Annotated in this window: 18 protein-coding genes; 8 read left to right on the plus strand and 10 right to left on the minus strand. The window is 65.4% G+C overall.

The window, feature by feature from the left end:
* Nucleotides 1–92: 92 nt before the first annotated feature.
* The 3 genes from RP6297_RS20875 (at nucleotide 93) to RP6297_RS20885 (ending at nucleotide 4732) form a co-directional block, all read left to right on the plus strand.
* Entirely contained in the window at nucleotides 93–884 is a 792-nt protein-coding gene (locus RP6297_RS20875) for a DUF2968 domain-containing protein (RefSeq protein WP_009240653.1), read from the plus strand.
* 148 nt (nucleotides 885–1032) lie between these two features.
* Entirely contained in the window at nucleotides 1033–4272 is a 3240-nt protein-coding gene (locus tag RP6297_RS20880) for a bifunctional cytochrome P450/NADPH--P450 reductase (protein WP_009240654.1), read from the plus strand.
* A 169-nt stretch (nucleotides 4273–4441) separates the two neighbouring features.
* Nucleotides 4442–4732 (plus strand): hypothetical protein, encoded by a 291-nt coding sequence (locus RP6297_RS20885; protein ID WP_009240655.1) that lies wholly within the window; start codon nucleotides 4442–4444, stop codon nucleotides 4730–4732.
* Between the two features lie 55 nt (nucleotides 4733–4787).
* On the opposite strand, the gene RP6297_RS20890 is transcribed toward RP6297_RS20885, so the two are convergent.
* The 3 genes from RP6297_RS20890 to RP6297_RS20900 all read right to left on the minus strand — a co-directional run bounded on the left by RP6297_RS20890 (nucleotide 4788) and on the right by RP6297_RS20900 (nucleotide 7666).
* On the minus strand, nucleotides 4788–5942 hold the full coding sequence (locus RP6297_RS20890; protein WP_009240656.1) for a Gfo/Idh/MocA family protein: 1155 nt from the start codon (nucleotides 5940–5942) through the stop codon (nucleotides 4788–4790).
* A 152-nt stretch (nucleotides 5943–6094) separates the two neighbouring features.
* Nucleotides 6095–6439, minus strand: a complete 345-nt coding sequence (locus tag RP6297_RS20895) for an antibiotic biosynthesis monooxygenase family protein (RefSeq protein WP_009240657.1) — start codon at nucleotides 6437–6439, stop codon at nucleotides 6095–6097.
* Between the two features lie 48 nt (nucleotides 6440–6487).
* A complete protein-coding gene (locus RP6297_RS20900) occupies nucleotides 6488–7666 on the minus strand; it encodes a cytochrome P450 (RefSeq protein WP_009240658.1) in 1179 nt (392 codons plus the stop codon).
* Between the two features lie 55 nt (nucleotides 7667–7721).
* Here RP6297_RS20900 and RP6297_RS20905 point away from each other — a divergent pair, with 55 nt between their 5' ends.
* On the plus strand, nucleotides 7722–8438 hold the full coding sequence (locus RP6297_RS20905) for an ArsR/SmtB family transcription factor (protein ID WP_009240659.1): 717 nt from the start codon (nucleotides 7722–7724) through the stop codon (nucleotides 8436–8438).
* 17 nt (nucleotides 8439–8455) lie between these two features.
* Here the strand turns inward: RP6297_RS20905 and speG are convergent, their stop codons facing one another.
* From speG to RP6297_RS20920, 3 genes are read right to left on the minus strand one after another with little or no spacing between them, the layout of a single operon-like run.
* On the minus strand, nucleotides 8456–8998 hold the full coding sequence (gene speG / locus RP6297_RS20910; RefSeq protein ID WP_009240660.1) for a spermidine N1-acetyltransferase: 543 nt from the start codon (nucleotides 8996–8998) through the stop codon (nucleotides 8456–8458).
* A gap of 55 nt (nucleotides 8999–9053) precedes the next feature.
* Nucleotides 9054–10196, minus strand: coding sequence for a PepSY-associated TM helix domain-containing protein (locus RP6297_RS20915; protein WP_009240661.1), 1143 nt, complete (start codon nucleotides 10194–10196; stop codon nucleotides 9054–9056).
* A gap of 22 nt (nucleotides 10197–10218) precedes the next feature.
* A complete protein-coding gene (locus tag RP6297_RS20920; protein WP_009240662.1) occupies nucleotides 10219–12339 on the minus strand; it encodes a TonB-dependent receptor in 2121 nt (706 codons plus the stop codon).
* Between the two features lie 266 nt (nucleotides 12340–12605).
* Here RP6297_RS20920 and RP6297_RS20925 point away from each other — a divergent pair, with 266 nt between their 5' ends.
* The gene (locus RP6297_RS20925; protein WP_009240663.1) at nucleotides 12606–13682 is read left to right on the plus strand and encodes an oxidoreductase; all 1077 of its coding nucleotides are present in this window, start codon (nucleotides 12606–12608) and stop codon (nucleotides 13680–13682) included.
* Nucleotides 13679–15766, plus strand: a complete 2088-nt coding sequence (locus RP6297_RS20930; protein ID WP_009240664.1) for a cation:proton antiporter — start codon at nucleotides 13679–13681, stop codon at nucleotides 15764–15766. The genes RP6297_RS20925 and RP6297_RS20930 overlap by 4 nt, the downstream gene beginning before the upstream one ends.
* 29 nt (nucleotides 15767–15795) lie before the next feature.
* Here RP6297_RS20930 and RP6297_RS20935 read toward each other — a convergent pair whose 3' ends face one another.
* The 4 genes from RP6297_RS20935 to RP6297_RS20950 all read right to left on the minus strand — a co-directional run bounded on the left by RP6297_RS20935 (nucleotide 15796) and on the right by RP6297_RS20950 (nucleotide 20272).
* Nucleotides 15796–17058, minus strand: coding sequence for a DUF3734 domain-containing protein (locus RP6297_RS20935; RefSeq protein WP_009240665.1), 1263 nt, complete (start codon nucleotides 17056–17058; stop codon nucleotides 15796–15798).
* Nucleotides 17059–17090: 32 nt separating this feature from the next.
* A complete protein-coding gene (locus tag RP6297_RS20940; protein ID WP_009240666.1) occupies nucleotides 17091–17876 on the minus strand; it encodes a 3-hydroxybutyrate dehydrogenase in 786 nt (261 codons plus the stop codon).
* Between the two features lie 54 nt (nucleotides 17877–17930).
* On the minus strand, nucleotides 17931–18674 hold the full coding sequence (locus RP6297_RS20945) for an acetoacetate decarboxylase (RefSeq protein ID WP_009240667.1): 744 nt from the start codon (nucleotides 18672–18674) through the stop codon (nucleotides 17931–17933).
* Between the two features lie 194 nt (nucleotides 18675–18868).
* Nucleotides 18869–20272: an aminotransferase-like domain-containing protein gene (locus RP6297_RS20950; protein ID WP_009240668.1), complete on the minus strand. Its 1404-nt coding sequence runs from the start codon at nucleotides 20270–20272 to the stop codon at nucleotides 18869–18871.
* 155 nt (nucleotides 20273–20427) lie between these two features.
* Between RP6297_RS20950 and RP6297_RS20955 the strand changes: the two genes are divergently transcribed.
* Together RP6297_RS20955 and RP6297_RS20960 are read left to right on the plus strand one after the other, a co-directional pair.
* Nucleotides 20428–21765 carry an aspartate aminotransferase family protein gene (locus tag RP6297_RS20955; RefSeq protein WP_004627328.1) on the plus strand — a complete coding sequence of 446 codons (1338 nt, stop codon included), beginning with the start codon at nucleotides 20428–20430 and terminating at the stop codon, nucleotides 21763–21765.
* Nucleotide 21766: 1 nt separating this feature from the next.
* Complete coding sequence (locus RP6297_RS20960; RefSeq protein ID WP_009240669.1) at nucleotides 21767–23290, plus strand: CoA-acylating methylmalonate-semialdehyde dehydrogenase; 1524 nt, start codon at nucleotides 21767–21769, stop codon at nucleotides 23288–23290.
* Nucleotides 23291–23305: the final 15 nt, after the last annotated feature.

The following is a 23305-nucleotide window of genomic DNA, read 5'->3' on the forward strand; positions in this document are numbered from 1 at the left end:
CTACTGCGCGGCGGGCGCCCGATGCGCCACTCGGGTGGCGGATCGCGTATAGTTTTTGGCTGCAACACCTGCGCAGAATCCACAGGGTCGAGATGAGAACAAAACAACAATCAGGGAAAGCGTCGCACCGGGCGTTTCAGAGGGGATTGGCCATCGTGGCCGCAATCGCAGTCGTGGCTGGTACGGCCGCCTGCACATCGGCCGTGGCGCAAAGCCCCGCCGCACCGCCCACCGCCATTGCACCGATTGCCGCCGCCGCGCCTGTGCCGGCATTGACTGCCACGGTTGGTCAGCCGGCTGCCACGGCGCCTGCCGCCAGGGCGGCTGCCACGCCCGCCGGCGCAGCCCGCACCGACGGTCCGGCTCCCGCCAGCGCCGTATTCGAGCTGCAACAGCGCATGCAGGCGCATGAACTGTCAGAGCTGCGCACCACCTATAACGGGGCCTACGGCGCCAGCCTGCTGTTTGCCCAGAGTGACCTGACGTACTACGTCACGCTGTTCCAGCAGAAAGACCTGTGGCGCGTTATCAAGACCACCAATGAAGCCTCTGCCGAACGCCTGTACAGCGACTTCGCCAAGCAGACCCGAACGATGGCGGATCTGGAGCTGCAGCGCATCCGTCTGGAAGCCCAGAAAGAGCGTTCCGAGCGCCAGATTGCCGCGCAGCAGGAAAAGCTCCGTGGCCTGAAGACCGACCTGGACATTCAGCGTCAGCAGCAGGCCCAGGCGCAGGAACGGCAGAAGGTCGCCCGCACGGAAGCCGAGGCATTGGATGCCGAACGCCGTGCCGCCCGCGCCCGCGTCGACGAATTGCAGCGTCAGATTCGCGAACTCGAAGCCCAGGTCAACGCGCCGTTCAATTCGCAGCCGCGCCGTCGCTGATCCAGCGCTTGCATCGTCCCGGATTGGGCGGCCTGCGGGTCGCCCGATTCACTTTTAGGGGACCGCATTCAAACATGGCGACTTTGTTTGATGCGTAGCGGGGCGGCGCGTACATTGGCGGACAACCCATTTTCGCAGTCGACCGCGCATGCGTTCCGCCTCCGAGTTACCTGCCAATGCCTCGCCCGCTGCGGCGGAGCCTATCCCCCAGCCCAAGGGCTTGCCGTGGCTGGGCAACCTGCTGCAACTCCCGAAAGACCGCCTGGCCCAGACGCTTCTGGAAACCAGCCGGCAGTTTCCCCAAGGCCTCTACCAGCTCGACTTTGCCGGGCGGCGCGTGCCGTTCGTCTATTCCGCCGATCTGGTGGCAGAACTCTGCGACGAAACGCGCTTTCGCAAGCTGATCGGCCCGCCGCTGTCGTTCCTGCGGGCGGGCGCGGGCGATGGGCTCTTCACGGCGCATCAGGACGAGCCCAATTGGGGCAAGGCGCATCGCATTCTGCTGCCGGCCTTCAGCCAGCGTGCGATGAAGGGCTACTTCGACGTGATGCTCGAAGTGGCCAATGCGCTGGCCGAAAAATGGGCGCGCCAGGGGCCCGACGCCGATATCCCCGTGGCCGACGACATGACGCGGCTCACGCTCGACACCATCTCACTGGCGGGCTTCGGATACCGCTTTGATTCGTTCAATACGCCGGAGCTGCATCCGTTCCTGGCGGCCATGGTGGGTGTGCTGTCCGAAGCCATGGGCAAGCTCACGCGCCTGCCGCTCAAAGACCGCTTCATGCGCGAACACCATCGGCGGTTCGAGCACGACGTGGCCGCCATGCACCAACTGGTGGACGAGGTGATCCGCGCGCGCCGTCAGGCAAAAGATGGCGGCGCGGGCGCGAGCGACCTGCTGGGGTTGATGCTCAACGCGCGCGATCCGGTGTCGGACGAGCCGTTGGACGACACCAACATCCGCTTCCAGGTCATCACCTTCCTGATCGCCGGGCATGAAACCACCAGCGGCCTGCTGACTTTTGCGCTCTACATGCTGCTGCGCCATCCGGCAGTGCTGGCGCAGGCGTACGCCGAGGTTGACCGCGTGCTGCCGGGCGATACCGTGCCGCAGTATGCGCACCTCGCGCAGCTCGACGTGATCGAGCGCGTGCTGAAGGAAACGCTGCGCCTGTGGCCAACCGCCCCGAGCTTTGGCGTGGCGCCCTACGAAGACACGCGCATTGGCGGCCGCTACGCCATCCGCAAGGACCAGCGCGTGGTGACCGTGCTGCTGGCGCTGCATCGCGACCCGGCGGTGTGGGATCGCCCCGAAGTCTTCGATATCGACCGTTTCCTGCCCGAGAACGAAGCGAAGCTCCACCCGCACGCCTACAAGCCCTTTGGTAACGGCGAACGCGCCTGCATCGGCCGCCAGTTTGCGTTGACCGAAGCCAAGCTGGCGCTGGCCGTGATCCTGCAGCGATTTGCGCTGTCCGACCCGTACGACTATGACTTCCACATCAAGGAAACGCTGACGCTCAAACCGGACGGTTTCCGCCTGCGAGCGCGGCTGCGCAATGCGCGCGAGCGGCTGTCGATTGCCGCGCCTTCGCGCGCCGAAGCCACGACGCAAGTCGACGCCGAATCCGCGCTTGCCGGCGGCGGCGAACCGATGCACGTGCTGTATGGCGGCAGCCTGGGCACTTGCCAAGACATCGCCGAACAGCTTGCCGCCACCGCCTCGCGGGCCGGCTTTGACGCCAAGGTGGCGCCGCTGGATGCCATTGCCGACGCGCTGCCGCAGCAGGGCGTGCTGATCGTGGTGGCCGCCACCTACAACGGCCGTGCGCCGGACAGCGCCCGCACCTTGGAGGCGCGGCTCGATGCCGCCGCTGCACTCACCAGGCAGGCAACCGGCTTGCGCTATGCCGTCCTTGGTTGCGGCAACTCGCAATGGCCTGCGTTCCAGGCGTTTCCAAAGCGGGTGGAAGCGATGCTCGCGGCAGCCGGCGCGCAAGCTATCGTGCCGCGCGGCGAAGCTGACGGCAACGCCGGTTTCGACGCCGCCGTCGAGGCCTGGACGCGCAGCCTGTGGAGCGCCCTGGGCGCCCGTCAGGCACAAGCCGATGGCCCATCGGTCCACGTTGACTACGTCGCTCCCGACGCCGTGCGTGCCGCCACGCTGCCGTCCGCGGCCCGAGCGATGACGGTGCTCGCCAACGCAGAACTCGTCGGTGATGCCAGCGGCCTGTGGGATTTCGCGCAGGAAGCCCCGCGCGGCCCGACGCGCCACCTCACTGTGCGGTTGCCCGATGGCATGACCTACGCCACCGGAGACCACCTCGCCGTCTACCCGCGCAATGCCGATGATCGTGTCGACGCCGCCATCACGCGGCTGGCGTTGGAGGGCGATGCGCTCGTCACCCTGACCGCGCGCCATGCGCACGTGCGGCACTTGCCGCTCAACCAGCCGGTGTCCGTGCGTCAGTTGCTGCGCGATTTCGTCGAGCTGCAGGACACGGCCACCGTGCGCGATATCACCGCGCTGCACGCGGCCACGCGATGCCCGTTCACGCGAGGCCAACTCGCCGTCTGGCTGGAAGGCGATGAGGCAGCCGAGCGCTTCGACCGTGACATTCAGGCTCCGCACGTGAGCGTGCTTGATCTGTTGATCCGCTTCCCCGCGATCGAGCTGACGCTGGAGGCATTCCTCGCGCGGCTCGGGCCGATGCGTCCGCGTTTCTATTCCATTGCGTCGTCGGCGCGGGTGTCACCGGGTGTGGCCGCGTTGACCGTGGGCACGGTGTCGGGGCCGGCTTGGTCCGGGGTGGGTACGTATCGTGGGACGGCATCGACCTACCTGATGATGCTGCGTGCAGGCGCGGAGATCGCTGCCGCCGTGCGCACGCCCAACCCGCCGTTCGCACCGGACGCAGACGCTAGTAAGCCGATGGTGCTGATCGGCGCCGGCACAGGCATCGCGCCGTTTCGTGGATTCCTGGAAGAACGCGCCGCGCAGCAGGCGGCAGGCGAGGCGGTGGCGACGTCGTTGCTCTGCTTCGGCTGTCGCCACCCCGACCACGACTTTCTGTACCGCGACACCTTGCGAGCATGGGAAGACGCGGGTGTGGTACGGGTTTTTCCCGCGTATTCCTGCGTGGCGGAGCATCCGCATCGCTTTGTGCAGCACGCGCTATGGGATGCGCGCGAAGCCGTGTGGAAAGCGTTCGATGCCGGCGCCACGTTGTATGTGTGTGGCGATGGCCGTGCGATGGCGCCAGCCGTGCGCGACACATTGATCCGCATGCACCAGGCGCGCCACGGCAGCGATCTGCCGACTGCGTCGGACTGGCTGACCGCGCAGATGCAATCCGGACGCTACCGGCAGGACGTCTTCAACTGACGCTCCCATACGGTTGCTGCTGTCGTGGTACGGCTGCATAGGCTGCCCGCCCGAGACGGGGCAGGGATGCGCCCCATGTTACGATTTGCCCCTCGGAGCACCGCGCTTTTGGCCCAGCGACGCACTGTCAAACGCGTCCGGCGCAGCGGCTCCGCGAGGAGAAATGAGAATGTGGCGCCGAATCAAAGCGTCCTGGATGGCGATCTTTCTGGTCACCCTGCTGGGTGTCGGGTACTTGTGGATGTACCGTTTTGAGCCGTTGCTCTCTGGCGAGGCCGGCAGCGATGTGTTCGTGTGGGACCGCTGGACGCACCGCGTCTGTGCGCTGACCGACAACGGCGAGGCCACCGAGTGGCGGTGCGATAACGCCATGGAGACCGACGGCTCGAGCAGCAACACCAACTCGGATGTCTCGATACGCAAGCGCATGCGCGACGCCGTCCAGCGCATCAATCTGTAAATCCTGAATCCCACGCCCGCCGTTCGTCGCGGGCGTTTTTCTTTCTTGGTCTTTCTTATCCTTTGCCGGGTTCTGCCGCGTCCACGAGTTCCGGCGACGGTACGGGCGGCAGCTTGCGTACCTGCCCAGTCTCCATGCGGCCCTGGCGCTGGAACGGCCCCAGGTTTTGCGGCTGCCCGGATTCCAGCGCGCGTTCGATGGCGGCCAGTACGCGCACGTCAGCCAGGCCTTCCTCGCCGTTGGGCTCAGGCTCCCGGTTGTTGAGGATGCAGTCCGAGAAGTACTGCAGTTCGCCGCCAAACTGGTCGGTCGCGTCAAACGCCTGTTCATGCGTCTTGCCGTCGATGGTGGCCCGGTATTTAAGCCCCACACCAAACATGAAGCCCGGCGAGACTTCCAGATCGCCCTTGGTACCGAGAATGCGGTACTGGTCGATGCTCGCGCCGCTGTAGCTGACGACGAACTGGGCGACGCGGTGGTCGGCAAAGCGCAGCGTGACGCTGACGGTGTCGTCGAAGTTGAACGGGAGGTCGGGGTCGCGCACGCCACAGGCCGACACCTCGATCGGCTCTTCGCCAAAGAGATTGCGCACCGCGTTGATGGGATAGACGCCCATGTCGGACACCGGCCCGGCCCAATAGCCGTGGCTGGCGCGGTGGTTGGACGGCGCCACCGATTGGCTGAACATGGCCGAGAACGCGCGAATGCGGCCCAGTTTGCCCGTACGTACAAGCTCAATGGCGGCCAGCGTGGCGGGCTCGAAATGCAGCCGATAGGCGATCATCAGTTTCGCGTTGCCGGCCCGGGCTGCCTCGATCATCGCTTCGCAATCGGCCTCGCTCGTGGCCATGGGCTTTTCAAGCAAAACGTGGACGCCGCGCTGCAGGGCGGGCAGGGCGTACTGCCGGTGCATGTCGTTGGGCAGCGCGAGGTAGATTGCGTCGATGTCGCCGGAGGCAAGCAACTGGTCGTAGTCGGCATAGCCGTGGACATGCTGGATGCCGTAGCGATCGGCCAGTGCGGTGGCCTTGGCCTCATCGCCCGTGACCAGTGCCGTAACGACGGAGTTGCCGCTCTGCGCGACGCCGGGCAGAAATGCAGCCTGGGAAATCCATCCAGCCCCGACCACGGCATAACGCACCGGGTTTTGAACGGCGCGGGCTGGAGCGACTTGCAGCTCACCCGCAGCCTCATGAGAAGCAGTATTCATGACAATTCCTTTGCAATCGTTGCGCACGGCAGCATGCCGAGGCCGCGGTGTAGCGTGCTCCGCCGTGCGGGTGCTGACTGATTAAGCAAAGGTGGTGCCCGGTGGGGGCAAAAGGCGTCACATCGGGCCTGCAGAGGCACCTTGCCCTGCGCTCAGACGTGCTCCGCGCGGCTGTCAGTTGGGGCTTCGTCGCGGTTGGTCATGCCGTAGTCGCGTACCACGTGGGCAATGCGCAGGCGGTAGTCCGCAAACGCGCGGTCGCGGCCGACGTGCTGTGCGCCGCGATGCTGCTCCAGGTTGCGCCACGCCTTGACGGCCTCTTCATCGCGAAAGAACGATAGCGAGAGCATCTTGTCGGGGTTCGTGATGCTCTGGAACCGCTCTACCGAGATGAAGCCGTCCACCTGCTCAAGCAGCGGCTTCAGCCGTGCGGCCAGGTTGAGGTAGGTGTCGCGCTGGCCCGGTGCGGGCTCGACTTCAAAGATGACGGCGATCATGGCAAGTCTCCTGTGGGGTGTTTTCGTGATGCGTTCGTGGGTGCTACTTCAAGCTTGAAAGCGGGGAATGCGCGCATTGGGCGAGGGGCGGTATGCCACCTCGCCGAGCCCGGCAAGCCATCGGTCGACTTCCTGCAGGCTCAGCAGATGCCGCACCGTTTCGCGCGCGATGGTGGTGGCCAATGCATCGGCGGGGCAGCGGTGCGCGCCGCCGCCGAAGGTCCAAAGGCGCGGCGCCGTGCGGTCGATGTCGAAGCGTAGTGGGTCGGGGTTGGTTATGCCATCCAGATTGGCACCCGCCAGCAGCACCAGGATCTTGTCGCCCGCGCGCAGCGGGTGGCCGAGCAGATCAACATCGTGCGCGACGAAGCGGCGTGTGTTCTGCACCGGCGCGTCGCGGCGCAGGACTTCGCGCACGAAGGGCTCGATGGCGTCGGGCTGGGCGCGCAGCCGGGCAGTCAGCCCGGCGTGCCGCGACAGCGCGACGATGCAGTTGCCGAGCAGCCCCGCGCAGGCGTCGTAGGTTTGCGCAAGCAGGGCGGCGAGATTGGCGATGTCGGTGTCGCTGTCATCGTCAGCGTCAGCGCCGGCGAACGGCGAGTCGGCAAAGCGCTGCTGCAAGCGGCCGACGGCGGCATCAGCCTGCGCGACGGCGATTGCACTGGCGCCGGGGCTCAGCGCTGCCAAGTACGCGGCAATGTCGGCCTGGCAGGCAGGCGCATCGGCACCATTGCCCAGCAGCGTGTGCGCCATCGTGGCGAGCGGCACGCGAAAGTGGGCATCGGTATCCAGCGCGGCATCCAGGCTTGCTGCCTCGGGCAGCGCAGTGCGCGCATGCCGTTGCGCGTGGCCCGCCAGCGTAGACACATCCAAGCGGCCCAGCGCAGTCATCACCTTGGCTTTGCGCGCACTGTGGTCTGGGCCGTCGATCTGGCGCACGAGGCGGCCGAAGAATTCGCCCGTGGGCGTCGCGGCCACGGCTTTGGGCACGGGCTCATCGGCAGGTCGTACGCAGCAGGCGGCGTTGCCCAGCACCGCGTCTACGGCTTCAGCGCTGGCGGCGACCCACCAGCCCAGGGCGGCGTCGAAGAAAAACGGGCGTTGTGCTGCAAGTTCGGCGTAATAGGGAGCGGGATCGGCATGCACGATGGCTTGCAGCACGTCAGCGGGCGGGGCGGTGTTGAGGGCAATCATCAGCGTGGGGCGCGGGAGTAAGATGGCTCTCATTGTCTGCACTGGCCGCCCGCCAGTCACGCGCCAACAGTTTGGTCTCCATCGAACCATGACCGCATCTTCCTCAGCCACTGAATCGACCACCCAGCCGGACATCGGCCGCGTGGCTGCCACGATTGGCGACCCCACCCGCATCCGCATGCTGCTGCTGTTGATGGAAGGCCGCTCCCTGACTGCCAAGGAACTCGCTTACGGGGCCGGTGTGGAGCCCGCCACGGCCAGCGCGCACTTGCGCCGGCTTGAGGCCGATGCGCTTATCACCTCGTTGTCGAGCGGACGCTACAAATACTTCGGGTTGCGCTCTCCGGCGGTGGCGGAGATGATCGAATCGCTGCTGGTGGTTGCGCCTGAAAAACCTGCTGACCCGCGGCGATCAGTCGTGCCTGAAAACCTGCGTGCTGCACGCCTGTGCTATGACCACCTGGCCGGGCAGCTCGGCACCGAGGTGTCGGAGAAACTGCTGTCGCGCGGCTGGCTGACGCAGCTCGATGAAACGCACGGCGCCTACGACGTCACGCCCGAGGGTGAGCAGGCGCTGGCCGCCATCGGCGTCGATGTGAGTGCGTTGCGCAACGGCCGACGCCGCTTTGCTTATGGCTGCATGGATTGGAGCGAGCGTCGCCCGCATCTGGCAGGCGCGCTCGGGGCCGCCGTGGCGGAGCGCTGCATCGCACTGGGCTGGCTGGCGCGGCAGAAGCATTCGCGTGCACTGAACATGACCGAGGTCGGGCAACGCGAATTGCATGCATGGCTGCGCACGGCGTAGGGCCCTGCGGCCGTGCGTCAGTTGGTTCCGCGGATCGACTTGACGTAGTCGCGCTGGAACACGCACATGCGTAGCGCGTTGTGATACGCGCCATTGCTGAAGAACTCCTCGATGAGTTCACCTTCGCGCTGGAAGCCGCATTTTTCGTACACGTGGATCGCGCGTTCGTTCACTACGTCGACCACGAGATACAGCTTGTGCAGATTCAGCACCATGAATGCATAGTCGATGGCAAGTCGCGTTGCGGTTGACGCATAGCCGTGACCCTGCCAGCCGGGCGCGATAATGATCTGGAATTCGCCGCGCCGGTGGATGTAGTTCAACTCCATCAACTCGACCAGGCCGACGGCTTCGCCGGCATCGTTCTCGCAGATGAAGCGGCGCTCGCGCTGGTCGTGCACGTGGCGGTCGTAGAGCTGTGAAAGTTCGGTAAACGTTTCGTACGGCTCTTCGAACCAGTAACGCATGATCTTCGCGTCGTTGTTCAGTTCGTGTACGAAGCGCAAGTCATTGCGCTCCAGCGGGCGCAGGCAAAGGTCGCGGGATTTTTCGATCACCATGGTGTTGTCCTTGTTGTGTTGAGGCGCCCGACATCGCGTCGACGTCCCAACGCGTTCAGCAAGGACGTGTCGCTGCGGATGCGTGCTTACGCTGAGGTTGCACGCGTCGGCGCCGATCCAGATACAGCCACCACCCTGTTGCTGCAAATACCGGCAGCATCAACGCTCCGATCAACACTAGCACGACGCCGATCGGGCCGAAATAGCGTCCATTGTGAAGCGGCAACATGCCTGCCAGCAGGCGTTGCATTGGCGGCTTTGCAGCGAAGGACTCGTTGCGCAGGACGGCGCCGGTAGCAGCGTCCAGCGTCAATCGGTTGAAGGCGCGGTCGTGCGGAGCATCGGCCGGCAGCCAGTTGATATCGACCTGGCCCGTGCGGGCATCGTCGATACGGAGGGTGGCCGTTCCATAGTTCGACGCGTTGTCGAGGAAAGCGTTCCACGTGCGCTCAATTGCCGCATCTTCGAGCGGTTTTCGCGGGACTTCCACCGGTTTTGCCTTGGAGACAACCGGCATGCCTGCCAAGCGCTGCAGGCCATCGCGGTACCAGTCATATGCCCAATACAGCCCGCTGAAGGCGGCGAGCAAATAGAGCGGCAACACCAGCGTGCCGATGACGGTGTGCACGTCCCACCATCGGATGCGGCCCGCACGGCTCCATCGGATGACAAGCCAGCTTCGCCAGTTCGAGACGCGACGCGGCCAGCGCAGGTACAAGCCCGACAGCGCCATCACGACGAGCCCTATCGTGCTCGCACCTACGATCTGCTTGCCGATCTCATCGGCAAGCAACGTCCGGTGCAGCAGTTTGACGGTGGCAAAGAAGCGCTGTGCGCGCGCTTCGGGCAGCAAGGTGCCGGTGGCGGCATCGATGTAGCGCAGCTCACCGCGGCTGCTACCACCGTGTTTGCCGGGCGGCCACGCATACCAGACGCGCCACGGCTGGGTGGGGTCGGACGCAGCGGTGACGAACGTGACGGGGCGGTCCGGCATGGCAGCGCGCGCCTGCGCCGCCACTTGCGGCAGCGTCGGCGCAGGTCCGCTGCGTGCGGGCAGGGTGAGCACGCCGGGGTTGAGCGCGCGCAGCAGTTCGTCTTCGTAGGCCATCAGCGCGCCGGTAGCACCGACGACGGCCAGCACCACACTGGCTGACAACCCGATCAGCCAGTGCAGGCGGAAGAGCACCCGTCGCAGCATTGCCCGTTCGCCTGTTCGACGCTTACATCTTGTAGCGCACGCCCAGCAGCGCCATGCGCGGGGCACCGGGCATGTTGTAGTTCTCGGCGGCGCCGTGAGCCGACACGTAGTACGCGCGGTTGAACAGGTTCTGCAGGTTCAGCGTGACATCAAGGTGCTTGCTGCGATAACCGGCGCCCAGGTCGACGGTCATGTACCCGGGCAGCGTCGTCAGGTTGTACTGCGATGCGTAACGCGCAGCTTCCGCACGCACGCCGCCGGCCACGTAGAAGCCGTTCGGCAGGTCGTGCTTCAGCCATACCGAGCCGCTGTGCCGTGGCGTGAGGGACGGCTGGTTGCCGTTGACGGCCACGCCACCGCTGCGGTCGTTCGGGTTTTCCAGGCGGCCGTTCAGATAGGCATAGCTCGCCATCAGCGACCAGGTCTTCACGATCTCGCCAGTGAACGACAACTCCAGGCCGCGCGTGCGCTGGGTGCCGATGGGCACGCCCAGCAGCGTGACCGGATCCGCCGCCGTCAGGTTGGTCTGCTTCATGTCGAACAGCGCGGCCGTGACACTCGCGCCGGCAGACAGGTCGTACTTGGCGCCGATCTCGTAGTTCGTGGTCGATTGCGGAGCCAGCGCGCCGCTGTTCGGGAAGAAGGTGAAGCTATCCGCCAGCGGCTGGAACGAGCGGCTGTACGACGCATACAGCGAGAGCGGCTCGATCGGGTGATACACAACGCCAAAACGCGGGCTGACCGGCTTGTCGGTGCGTGACAGATCGACATTGCGCGGGGTCAGGTCGTCGCGGCTCTGCTTGAGGATTTCGTAGCGCAGGCCGGCCAGCACCGTCCATTGCGGCGAGAACTTGATCAAGTCCTGCACGTACGCCGCATACGTCTCGTTGTGCGAGAGGCCGTAGTTGGTCGGCACTGCGTTGCCCGGGACGGTCGGCAACACCTGCAGCGTCGGGTTGAAGAGGTTGTAAGTCGTAGTGCCCGGCGCGCCGGCCACGCGGTCGCTCTTGTCCTGATAGCCCAGCTCGATGCCGTACAGCAGCGTGTGCTGGATGCCCCAGGTCTCGGCCTTCTGCGTCAGCTCGTTCTGCCATAGCGTGCCGCGGTCGTTCCGGTTGCGCTGGTTGACGGATAGCGTGACGGTCGGGATCGGCCCATCGGTGACGCGGCTGACGGTCGTGTAATTGTTGCGGCCCAGCGAGTATTCGTAGTTGCGCACCACGCTGTGGAACGACCATTTATCGTTGAAGCGATGGTCCAGCGTGCCTGTCACGCTCTTGACGGTGGACTCCACATTGCCGGCACCCGCATCGGCCGAGCCATAGCGCGTGCCGATGGGTACATCGACGGGGCGGCCGTGGTAGGACGGCACGCCCTGGTCTGCGATGCGCTTGTCGTGCAGGTAATCGAACTGCACCGTCAGCTTGGTATCGGGCGCCAGGTTGAACAGGAACGACGGCGAGATCGCCTGACGGCGCAGGAAGTAGTCGTTGCGGAAACCACCCGAATCTTCAACGGCGCCGGTAATGCGCGCGCGGATGGCGTCGTCGTTGATGGACGTGTTCAGGTCGAACTCCGCGCGCTTCTGGCGCTCCGTGCCCACCACCACACCGACTTCGGCCAGCGGCGTCGCCAGCGGTTTCTTCGTCACGCGATTGATGATGCCGCCCGATGAACCACGCCCATACAGCACGGCCGCCGGGCCCTTCAGCACTTCAACGCGGTCGATGTTGGACAGGTCGCGGAAGTAGAGCGAATCGTCGCGCAGGCCGTCGACGTACTGGTCATTGATCGACGAGAAACCGCGAATGGTCACCTGATCGCGCTGCGCATCGCCCAGCGAGGCCGACACGCCCGGCACGTTGCGCAGCGTGTCGTTGATCGACAGCGCGCCTTGGTCCTGGATCACCGCACGCGGCACGACGTTCACTGACTGCGGAATCTCGCGCAGCGGCACGGGAATCTTCGTGGCGGTGTTGGCGATGGGCGTGTCGTAGCTCGTGCTGCTGCGCGTGCCCTTGACTGTGGAAGTCGGCAATGTGCCCGCATCGGCTGCGGCAACGGTGTCGGCTGCAGTTGCCACGTGGGCAAACGGCAGCGTTCCAAGGACGGCCAGAGACAGGCACAAACGTTTCGGCGGCATTGCAGTTCCCGTAAAGTGAAAAGTACGACGCGACTCCCTCCCCCGAGGTGCGGCGCCTTCAGAATGTGGAGGCGCAGATAATAATGAGAACAATTCCTATTTACAAGAGAGTTAAGACCCGCTTTTGACGATGGGTAACGTTTGCCGATCTCCGATCAGGCAATTTGTTCAGTCCATCTCCGATGTGTAGGGCACTAAATTGCTCTGCCATCGTCTGATTCGCCTGTTTTTGCCAATTTTCTAACATGTCGCATTCATCACATCAAATGCCATTGAAGGCCGCGTTGGTGGGCTACGGTTATGCCGGCAAGCTTTTCCACGCCGCCTTGATCGATGCCACGCCCGGGCTGCATTTGCAGGTCATCGGTTCCAACCGGCCTGACGCGGTACATGCGGAACGGCCGGATACGACGGTCTGCACGCCCGAAGCAGCGGCAACGCATGCGGACGTCGACCTCGTCGTCATTGCCGCACCCAACGACCGTCACGCGCCGTTGGCAGAAGCGGCGTTGCGTGCGGGCAAGCATGTCGTCGTGGACAAGCCGTTCACCGTCACGCTGGCAGAAGCGCGGCATCTGGCGCGGGTGGCGCGCGACGCGGGGCGCGTGCTGTCGGTGTTTCAGAACCGGCGCTGGGACAGCGATTTCCTCGCCGTGCAAGCCGCGATCGGGGGCGGTGCCCTTGGCGAAGCCATGCACGTCGAGGCGCATTTCGACCGCTATCGACCGCAGGTGCGTGCGCGCTGGCGCGAGCAAGCGGGGCAGGGCACAGGCATCTGGTTTGATCTGGGCCCGCATCTGATCGACCAGGCCCTGCAACTGCTCGGCCTGCCCGATGCGGTAAGCGCTTCGTTCGCACGCCAGCGGCCGGGCGCAGAAACGCCGGACTGGGCGCATGTCGTGTTGGATGTGGGGGAGCGTCGAGCCGTCCTTCACGCGAGCATGCTGGTGGCGGGTGGATCCCCGCGCTGGATCGTCCACGGCACGCGCGGTTCGTTTGTCAAACGCCGGATGGATCAGCAGGAAGCGCAACTGTTGGCCGGCATGAAACCCGGCGCGCAAGGCTGGGGTGTAGATGATGACGCGGGCGTGCTGATCGACGGCGCCACCTCGACCGAAACCCGCGTGGCGACGCCGGCGGGCGATCAACGCGCCTACTACGCCGCTGTGCGCGATGCCATCTTCGGCCAGCGCGCAAACCCGGTTCCGCCCGTGCAGGCCGTGTCCGTCATGGCCGTGCTCGAAGCCGCCGTGGCCGCTGCCGAAACCGGCACGGCGGTTGTGCCGGACCTGACCGATGCCGAACGCGCAGACTGGCTGGCTGCGCGGGAGACCGCCTCGTGAACGGCGTCGTCATCCTGTTGCTGGTGGCGGGCGGTTTGCTCGCGGTGGTGGCGCTGGTGCAGATGCTGGCCTCGCGTCTGACGCTGCCGGAATCGACCTTGCTGGCGCTGGCGGGCATCGGCATCGGCGGCGCCTATGTGATGTTGCGGAACGGCGCACCAGCCTTTGCGACCACCTTCTTCGCCCCACTGGTCGATCCGAGCTGGCCGGCAGAGGCGTATCTGTGGCTGTTCCTGCCGCCGCTGCTGTTTCAGGCAGCACTGTCGGTGGATGTACGAAGCATGGCGCCGGATGCCGCGCCGATCCTGATGCTCGCCATCGTGGCCGTGGTGGTTGCCACGGGCGTGATCGGGCTGGCTGCGGCGGCCGTCACGCCGTTCGGCATCGTCACGTGCCTGCTGCTCGGCGCGATGATTGCCACGACCGATCCGTCCGCTGTAATCGCGGTGTTTCGCGACGTGGGCGCGCCGGCACGGCTGATCCGGCTGGTGGAGGGCGAAGCGCTGCTCAACGACGCCGCAGCCATTGCCATCATGGGCGTGCTGCTTGCCATGCTGACCGGGCACGGCGGCGATGCCTCCATCGGCACGGGCCTGCGTGAGCTGGCCAAGGGGTTTAGTGGCGGCGTGGTGTTCGGATTGACTGCGGGGCGGATCGCCGCATTCTTGCTGCCGGCGCTGCGCGGCATTGCCCAGGCCGAGGCCGCGTGGACGCTGGCGCTGCCGTATCCGCTGTATCTCGTGGCCGAAGATGTGCTGGGGGTGTCGGGCGTGGTGTCCGTGGTGTGTGCGGGACTTGTGATTGGCGCGTTGGGCCGCACGCGCCTGACGCCGCGCAACTGGTCGCACCTGCAACTCATCTGGGAACAGATTGCAGCGCTGGCCGGCGCGGTGGTCTTCTTGCTGGCTGCGGTGCGCGTGCCGGAACTGCTGCACGGCGTGGTGTGGAAAGACGCGCTGTGGCTCGCTGTGATCGTGCTGGCGGCACTGGCGGCGCGCCTTGCCGTGCTGTTCGGCCTGCTGCCCGCGCTGGCGTGGCTCAAGCTCTCCGCGCCGGTCAGTCATGCGTACAAGCTCGCGATTGCGTGGGGCGGCCTGCGTGGTGCCGTCACGCTGGTGCTGGCGCTGGGTGTGGCCGAAAACCAGGCCGTGCACGAGGCGGATCGCCATTTCGTCACCATCCTCGCCACCGGCTTTGTGCTGGTGAGCGTGCTCTTCAACGGCGCCACGCTGCGCTGGGTGATGCGCCAACTTGGGCTGGATCAGTTGTCGCCCCAGGAGCAGGCCCTGCAAGGTCAGGCGCTGAACATGTCGACGGAGGAAGTGGAATCGACCATGCGCCGCATCGGCGGGCATTTTCATTTCGCGTCAGGTGCGACGGATCAGGCCGCGGAGGTGTATCGGCGAGAGGTCGCGGCCGGCGCGGTCGAGCTGAACCTCGAGGAAGCGCTGTCCGAACGCGAGCGCCTGACCATTGGCCTTGTGTCGCTGGCCACGCGCGAGCGCGAGTTGATTCCCGAGTACGGCAACGGTTTGATTTCGATCCGCAACCTCGACGCGATGATGCGTAACACCGCCGACATGATCGACGCGGCCCGCACGGAAGGGCGCCTAGGTTACAAGCGTGCATCGCGGCGCATCCTGGCCAAGCACGCCGGCTACCGATTTGCGGTGTGGCTGCACCGCGTGATGCATATCGACCGCCCGCTGGCCAATGCGCTGGCCGATCGCTTTGAATTGCTCATTTGCCGCCAGACGGTGCTCGAACGCTTGCGCGCGTATAACCGTGCGTCGCTGCAGCCCGTGCTGGGCGAACGCATGGCAGACGTGCTCGATGGTGTGTTGATTGCCCGGATCGAGGCTGCAGAAGAGGGCCTGGCAGAACTGCGAGAAAAGTTTGGCGACTACAGCGCCGCGTTGGAGAAGCGCCTGCTGGTGCTGTTCGCGCTGTACATCGGCCAGAGCAAGATCGACACAATGCTGGCCGAAACGGTGATCTCGAAAGAGGTCTACAAGCAGATCAGCGCGGTGATCCGCCGTGCCTGGACGGCCGCGCTGCCGCGGCCGCCGCTGTCGACTGCATGACGTGCGCCGGCCCTGACGCAATAGCCTGTTCAGAGCCGCTTGTCTTCCCGCTCCACGCTCGGATGGCGGTGGATGTCGTGCGTGACGAAGCCCGTGTCGTTATCGGGCATCTCCAGCCACTCCGGGTGCGAGAGCGATTCGCGAATGTCCGCCAGGCCCGAGGCCCAGTGGTCGCGCATGGTCGACGGCCCGAACTGGATGTCCTTGCCCGGCCCCTCGTGCTCCTTGGCCGCGTAGATGAGGTGGAAGACGTTGTAGCGCTTAGTGCAGGCCATTTCCTGCGCGTGCTTGTACCACTGCGTGCGCTCGAACTCCTTGGGTGGCAGGTGGTCGAGCAGCTTGCGCATCAGCCGGCGCGTCGATTGCGAGCGCTCCATCCAGTCGGTAATGAGCCGCGTCCGGCTGGAGTACTGCAAGTCCTTCTGCCGGCTAGCCACGCCGATCATCGTATTGGGAACCGGGCCCAGCGCGCTCCACAGGTCCACCTGAAACACCAGCGTGTCGCGGCGTGGCTTTGAGCCCAGCACATACGACAGGGGCGTGTTGGAGAGGACACCGCCGTCCCAGTAATACTCGCCGTCGATCAGCACGGGTGGAAAGCCTGGCGGCAGCGCGCCCGATGCCATGAAGTGCTCGGCGCGTAGACGGCGCTCGGTGTTATCAAACGCTTCCAGATTGCCTGTGCGCACGTTTACGGCGCCGACCGACACGCGGATGCCGCCGTCATTGATGCGATCGAAATCGCACAGCCGTTCCAGCGTCGCTTTGAGCGGCGTGGTGTCGTAATAGCTGGCTTCGAGCGGGTCGACTTCGTTGGCGGGCAGCGGGGCAGGAAAGCGTGGCGTAAAAAAGCCGCGCTGGCCCTCGAGCAGCGTATCGGCGGCCTGCATGGCGGTCAGCCATTTACGCAGATGCGCATTGCCGTCAAACCAGGCGTTTTCCAGGATGTCAGGCAGCGGCGGCGAGAACGTCGGCTGCGTGATGATCTGCCAAAACTCACGCAGCTTCGCTTGCCGATGCTCGGGGGCATTGCCGGCAATGATGGCCGTATTCAGCGCCCCGATGGAGATGCCCGCGATCCAGTTCGGCACGATGCCGGCTTCGTCCAGCCCTTCGAACACGCCGGCCTGGTACGAGCCAAGCGCGCCGCCGCCTTGCAACACCAGCGCGATGTTTTCGTACGCCGGCAGCACGATGCGCTGTGCCGTGGTGAGCGGCGCATCGGCGGGGCGTGACGACTCTGCCGGCGTGGGCCGCTTGGTTGCGGCCACGCGTAGTTTCGGTGCGGGCATATCTCCTCCAACCTCCTTGCGTGTGCAGAGACTTATTGCATGAACCAGCCGTGGCTCACCACGAACGATTGGCCGGTCAGGGCGGCACTCGGGAACGTGGCCAGGAAGCGCACCGTCTCGGCCACGTCTTCCACCGTGGTGAACACGCCGTCCACGGTGTCACCCAGCATGACCTTTTTCACGACATCTTCTTCGCTGATGCCGAGTTCCTTTGCTTGCTCGGGAATCTGCTTTTCGACCAGCGGCGTGCGCACAAAACCGGGGCACACCACATGCGAGCGCACGTTATGCGCGGCGCCTTCCTTGGCCAGCACCTTGTTCAGGCCCAGCAGTGCGTGCTTGGCGGCCACGTAGGCCGATTTGAGCGGCGAACCCTCGTGCGAGTGCACCGAGCCCATGTAGATGACCACGCCGCCACGGTCGTCCTTGTACATGTGGCGCAGTGCGGCGCGCGTGGTCAGGAACGCGCCGTCGACGTGGATGGCCTGCATCTTCTTCCAGTCGGCAAACGAGTAGCTCACGAACGGGTTGACGATCTGGATGCCGGCGTTCGAGACGAGGATGTCGACCGAGCCGAGTTCTTCGGCCACGCGGTCGATGCCGCTGTCCACGGCTTGTTCATCGGTCACGTCCATGCGCAGCCCGATGGCCTTGCCGCCGGCATCGGTGATCTCCTTGGCGACGGCCTTGGCGCCGTCTTCGTTCAGGTCAACGATGGCGATGGCCGCACCCGAATTGGCGAGCGTGAGGGCGATCTGCTTGCCGATGCCGCTGGCGGCTCCCGTGACGACAGCGACTTTGCCTTTCAAATCAGACATGTGTGTACTCCGAGGGTTGGCGGTGACGGGGATAAGAATGGCCTTGGGCAGGTGCTACTGCGCCAGGTAATCGAACACGACCTCGCCCATGCCAAGGGTCAGGTCTGCAATGATGTGTCGGGCTTCGACAATCTCCAGCACGGGCAGTTCGGCCACGGGCGCCAGCGCATGGTGCGCCAATTCCAGCGATGCCGGCCCCGTCCAGGCGCCTTTCATGTCGATGTCGATCATGACGTTGCGCGACAGCTCGCAGATGCGCGCGGTCTTGCCGTCCACGTGCGGAATGATCTTGAGCAGAAAGTTCGGGCGCTCCAGGCGGCGTTTCTGCTCGGCCAGATCCAGCTCGCGGTGCTTGTAGCCCATGGTGCCGGTTGCCACGCGCACGGGGCCGTAGTCGAGCGTGCCGATCAGCGTGTCCTTGTCGGTCAAGAGCCTGGGCGAGGCGAGTTTCTTTGGGAAGCCCCACATTTCACGGCCGCCGGCCAGCGGCGGATGGTCGTCCAGGTACATCGCGAGCGTGTACGTGCCGGGCTTGCCTTCGTAGGTGACCGGGATGACCTGGCCGCTTTCGGTGTAATCGCCAAAGCCGGTGGAGTCGGCCATGCGGATGAACTCGTAGGCGACCAGCGGTTCGGGCACCTCGAGCGGTTCCGGCACCATGGCGCGCAGCTTGGCCGGGTCGGTGCGGTACGTGATGATGAAGAATTCGCGGTGGATGAAGCGGTATGGGCCGGGCGGGTAGGCGGGGCTCGTAAGCGGCATCGCGAAGGCGGTTTCGCGGACGGTCTTGATGTCCATGGCACTCCTTGTGCAGGTCGGGCTGCAAGTGGCGTTGGGAATCGGTACGGCGCAAGAGAACGGTAGGCGACACCGCATGGTGTCGCGCTTTTGTGACGCTGTCTGCTTCCGTTCACGCGAATTTCACGTTTGAGTGCCCGATACGCGATTGATTGCATGCAATGCGCCATTGCGCCGCATGCAGGCCAGCGCCGTCACGCGTGCGAGAGGAATTCCCAGAGCGCCGGTTCTGCGGAGTACGCGACGTTGAAGCGCAGCCACGGGCTAGGCTCGTCATGCGGGCGGAAATACTGGCCGGGCGCGAGCCAGATGTTGTGTTCGATGGCCCGATTGGCCAGCGCGGAGGCGTCGGCCTGGCCCGGAAGCCGTGCCCACAGGAAGAGGCCGCGGCCCGGCGTATCGAACGGCTCGGCACCATGTTGACGCATGAGCGCTTCGACGCGCGTGTGCGCTTCTCCGAGCCGCGCAATCAGCCGCGCCACGTGTTCGGCATAGACGGGGCGGGTGACGAATGCGTGCACGATTCGCTCGGTAATTTCCGACGAGGTGAGCGCCACTGCCATCTTGGTGCGTGCCAGCTCGCGTGTGATGGCGGCATCGGCCACCACGTAGCCTGCGCGCAACGAGGGCGAGATCGTCTTGGAGAACCCGCTCACGTACAGCGTGCGGCGCAGGCCGTCGAGTGCGGCGAGCATCGGGGCGGCGGGGTCGGCCAGCTCGCGGTGCAGGTCGTCTTCAACGATACAGAGGCCGTGCTGTTCGGCCAGTTGCAGCACGCGATAGGCGTTCTGCGCCGTCATTGAGGAGCCAGTGGGGTTCTGCAGCACGGCGCTGGTGAAGAGGGCGCGCGGCCGGTCGGCATCGTCCGCGCGCAGGATGGCTTCCAGTGCCGCGGTGTCGAGCCCGTCCGGTGTGCGAGGCACCCCGACCACGCGCAGGCCGGCCAGCTTGAGCACCTGGAGTACGTTGCAGTAGCCCGGGTCATCCACCGCGACGATGTCGCCGGCTTTGAACAGCGTGCGGACGATCAGGTCGAGCGCCTGCGTGGCGCCGCTGGTCAGCAGCACTTGCGACCGTTCCACCGGCAGGCCCCGTAGCGCAAGCGACTGCGCGACGTATTCGCCCAACGGCGCATAGCCCCACGGATGTCCGTAGCCCGCCACCCGCAACGCGGAAACACGGCTCACCGCGCGCATGGCTTCCTGTACGCCGCGCTCGTCCAGCCAGTCGTTCGGCAGCCAGCCACAGCCGGGCTTGATGGAGATGGAGCGGTCGGCAAACACATCCGACAGCAGCCACGCCGCGTTGAGCGTGGGCGGCTCCCAGCGTGGGGCCACGGGGGCCGGCTGGGTGGGTGTACGCGCCGCTACGAGGTAGCCCGAACGTGGCCGGGCCACGATGGCGCCCAGAGCCGCCAGCCGTGTATAGGCCTCCGCCACCGTAAAAGTGCTTACATCGTGCGCCTGGGCCAACTTGCGCACCGAGGGCAGCCGCGTGCCCGGCAGCAGAGAATGGTTGTCGACCGCCGCACGAATGCCTTGGACGATCTGGTCGACCAACGTACGCTGGGGATGAGAAGGATCGAGTTCGAGTTGCATGTTGCGATGCGGCACGAAGCCGTGATGAGGGCCTATACAGTTTCTTATAGAACCGCCATCTGTGCATGTCCGTGTCGCATTGGACTCTGTACAGTTTGCTTCAACCGCTGGCTTGCCCAGCCCGTTCCCTTTCCGCTGTTTTTTCGGAGCCGCCGATGAAACCCGCACCCCACCCGCTGGAAACCACCGATCTGTCCTACTTCTGGATGCCGTTCACGGCCAACCGCCAGTACAAGGCCGCACCGCGCCTGCTGACTTCCGCCCAGGGCATGTACTACCGTGACGGCGATGGCCGCGAGGTGCTGGACGGCACTGCCGGCCTCTGGTGCGTCAACGCCGGCCACTGCCGCAAGGAAATCGTCGACGCCATCACGACGCAGGCCGCCACGCTGGATTTCGCGCCCACCTTCCAGATGGGGCACCCCCTGGCGTTCCGCGCGGCAGAAAAAGTCGCCGAGATCATGCCGGAAGGCCTGAACCGCATCTTCTTCGCCAACTCCGGTTCCGAAGCGGTGGATACGGCGCTGAAGATTGCGCTGGCCTACCACCGCGCGCGGGGCGAAGGGCAGCGCACACGCTTGATTGGCCGCGAGCGCGGCTATCACGGGGTGGGTTTCGGCGGCATCTCGGTGGGCGGCATCTCGCCGAACCGCAAGGCGTTCTCGGCGAACCTGCTGCCGGGTGTGGACCACCTGCCGCATACGCATGCGCCTGAGCACAACGCATTCTCCAAGGGCCAGCCGGCCTGGGGCGAGCACCTTGCCGACGAACTGGAGCGCCTAGTCACGCTGCATGACGCGTCGACCATCGCTGCCGTCATTGTCGAGCCGCTGGCGGGTTCCACCGGCGTGCTGGTGCCGCCCAAGGGCTACCTGCAGCGTCTGCGCGCGCTGTGCGACAAGCACGGCATCCTGCTGATCTTCGATGAAGTCATCACCGGTTTTGGCCGCCTGGGCGCGGCAACGGCGGCGGAGTTCTTTGGCGTGACGCCGGACCTGCTCACGATGGCCAAGGGCATCAACAACGCCGCCGTGCCGATGGGCGCCGTGGCCGTGCGCCAGTCGGTGCACGACACCGTCGTCGACGCCGGCGCGCCAGGCGCCATCGAGCTGTTCCACGGCTATACCTATTCGGCACACCCGCTGGCGGCGGCCGCGGCGGTGGCCGCGCTGGATCTGTATCGCAGCGAAGGGCTGTTCGAGCGCGCGCGTTCGTTGTCGCCGGCGTTCGAAGCGGCAGCGCATTCGGTCAAGGGCGCGCCGCATGTGAAGGACATCCGCAACCTCGGCCTCGTGGCCGGCATCGAACTGGAATCGCGCCCCGGCGCCGTGGGCGCGCGCGCTTACGAAGTTTTCCTGAAATGCCTGGAGCGTGGTGTGCTGGTGCGCTACACCGGCGACATCCTGGCGTTCTCCCCGCCGCTCATCATCGAAGAGGCGCAGATCGCGCGCATCTTCGACACCGTTCGTACCGTTCTGCAAGAGGTAGCCTGAAATGAACCGACCGATTGATCCCGCCGTGACCGAATCCGTTGTCAGCCATTACATCGGCGGGCAGCGCCATGCCGGCAGCGGCACACGCAGCGCCGATGTCTTCAACCCCGCTACGGGCGCGGTGAGCGCGCAGGTGCTGCTGGGCGGCAAATCCGAAGTGGACGCCGCCGTAGCCGCCGCCCATGCGGCTGCCCCGGACTGGGCCGAGACTTCGCCGCTCAAGCGCTCGCGCGTTTTGTTCAAGTTCAAGGAGCTGCTCGACCAGAACCACGATGCCCTGGCCGCCGCCATTACGCGTGAGCACGGCAAGGTGTTCTCCGATGCCAAAGGCGAAGTGACGCGCGGCATTGAAGTGGTGGAATTTGCCTGCGGCATTCCGAACCTGCTCAAGACGGAGTTCACGGACAACATCGGCGGCGGCATCGACAACTGGAACCTGCGCCAGCCGCTGGGCGTGGTGGCCGGCATTACGCCGTTCAACTTCCCGTTCATGGTGCCGATGTGGATGGCGCCGGTGGCATTGGCGTGCGGCAATACGTTCATCCTCAAGCCCAGCGAACGTGACCCGACCCCCAGCCTGATGATTGCCGACCTGCTCAAGCAGGCGGGCCTTCCCGACGGCGTGTTCAACGTGGTACAGGGTGGCAAGGATGCCGTTGATGCGCTGCTCGAGCATCCGAATGTGCAGGCCATTTCGTTCGTCGGCAGCACGCCCATCGCCGAATACATCTACGCCGAAGGCACCAAGCGCGGCAAGCGCGTGCAAGCCCTGGGCGGCGCAAAGAATCACCTCGTCGTCATGCCGGATGCAGACCTCGACCAAGCGGTGGATGCCTTGATCGGTGCAGGCTACGGTTCGGCCGGTGAGCGCTGCATGGCGATCTCCGTGGCTGTGGCAGTGGGCGACGTGGCAGACAAGCTCGTCCCGCGCCTTGCCGAGCGCGCCCGCGCGCTCAAGATCGGCAACGGCATGCAGGCCGACAGCGAAATGGGTCCACTTGTGACCGCCGCCCACAAGGCCAAGGTGGAAGGCTATATCGCCAAGGGCGTCGAAGAGGGCGCCGAGCTGGTGGTGGACGGCCGCGGCCACACGGTCGATGGCCATGCCGAAGGCTTCTTCACGGGCGGCACGCTGTTCGACCACGTCAAGCCCGGGATGACGATCTACAAGGAAGAGATCTTCGGCCCCGTGCTTTCGGTGGTGCGCGTGCATGACCTTGCCGAGGCGGTGGACCTCATCAATGCGCACGAGTTCGGCAACGGCGTGTCGTGCTACACGAGCGATGGCGGCGTGGCGCGCGCATTTGCGCGGCAGATCCAGGTGGGCATGGTCGGCATCAATGTGCCGATTCCGGTGCCGATGGCGTGGCATAGCTTTGGCGGCTGGAAGCGCTCGCTGTTCGGCGACCACCACGCCTATGGCGAAGAAGGCGTGCGTTTTTACACGCGTTACAAGAGCGTGATGCAACGCTGGCCGGATTCGATCGCCAAGGGCGCCGAGTTTGTCATGCCGACAGCCAAGTAAGCCGGCGCATCACCC

Origin of the sequence: Ralstonia pickettii (genome assembly GCF_016466415.2) — a bacterium.
GTDB classification, from domain to species: domain Bacteria; phylum Pseudomonadota; class Gammaproteobacteria; order Burkholderiales; family Burkholderiaceae; genus Ralstonia; species Ralstonia pickettii.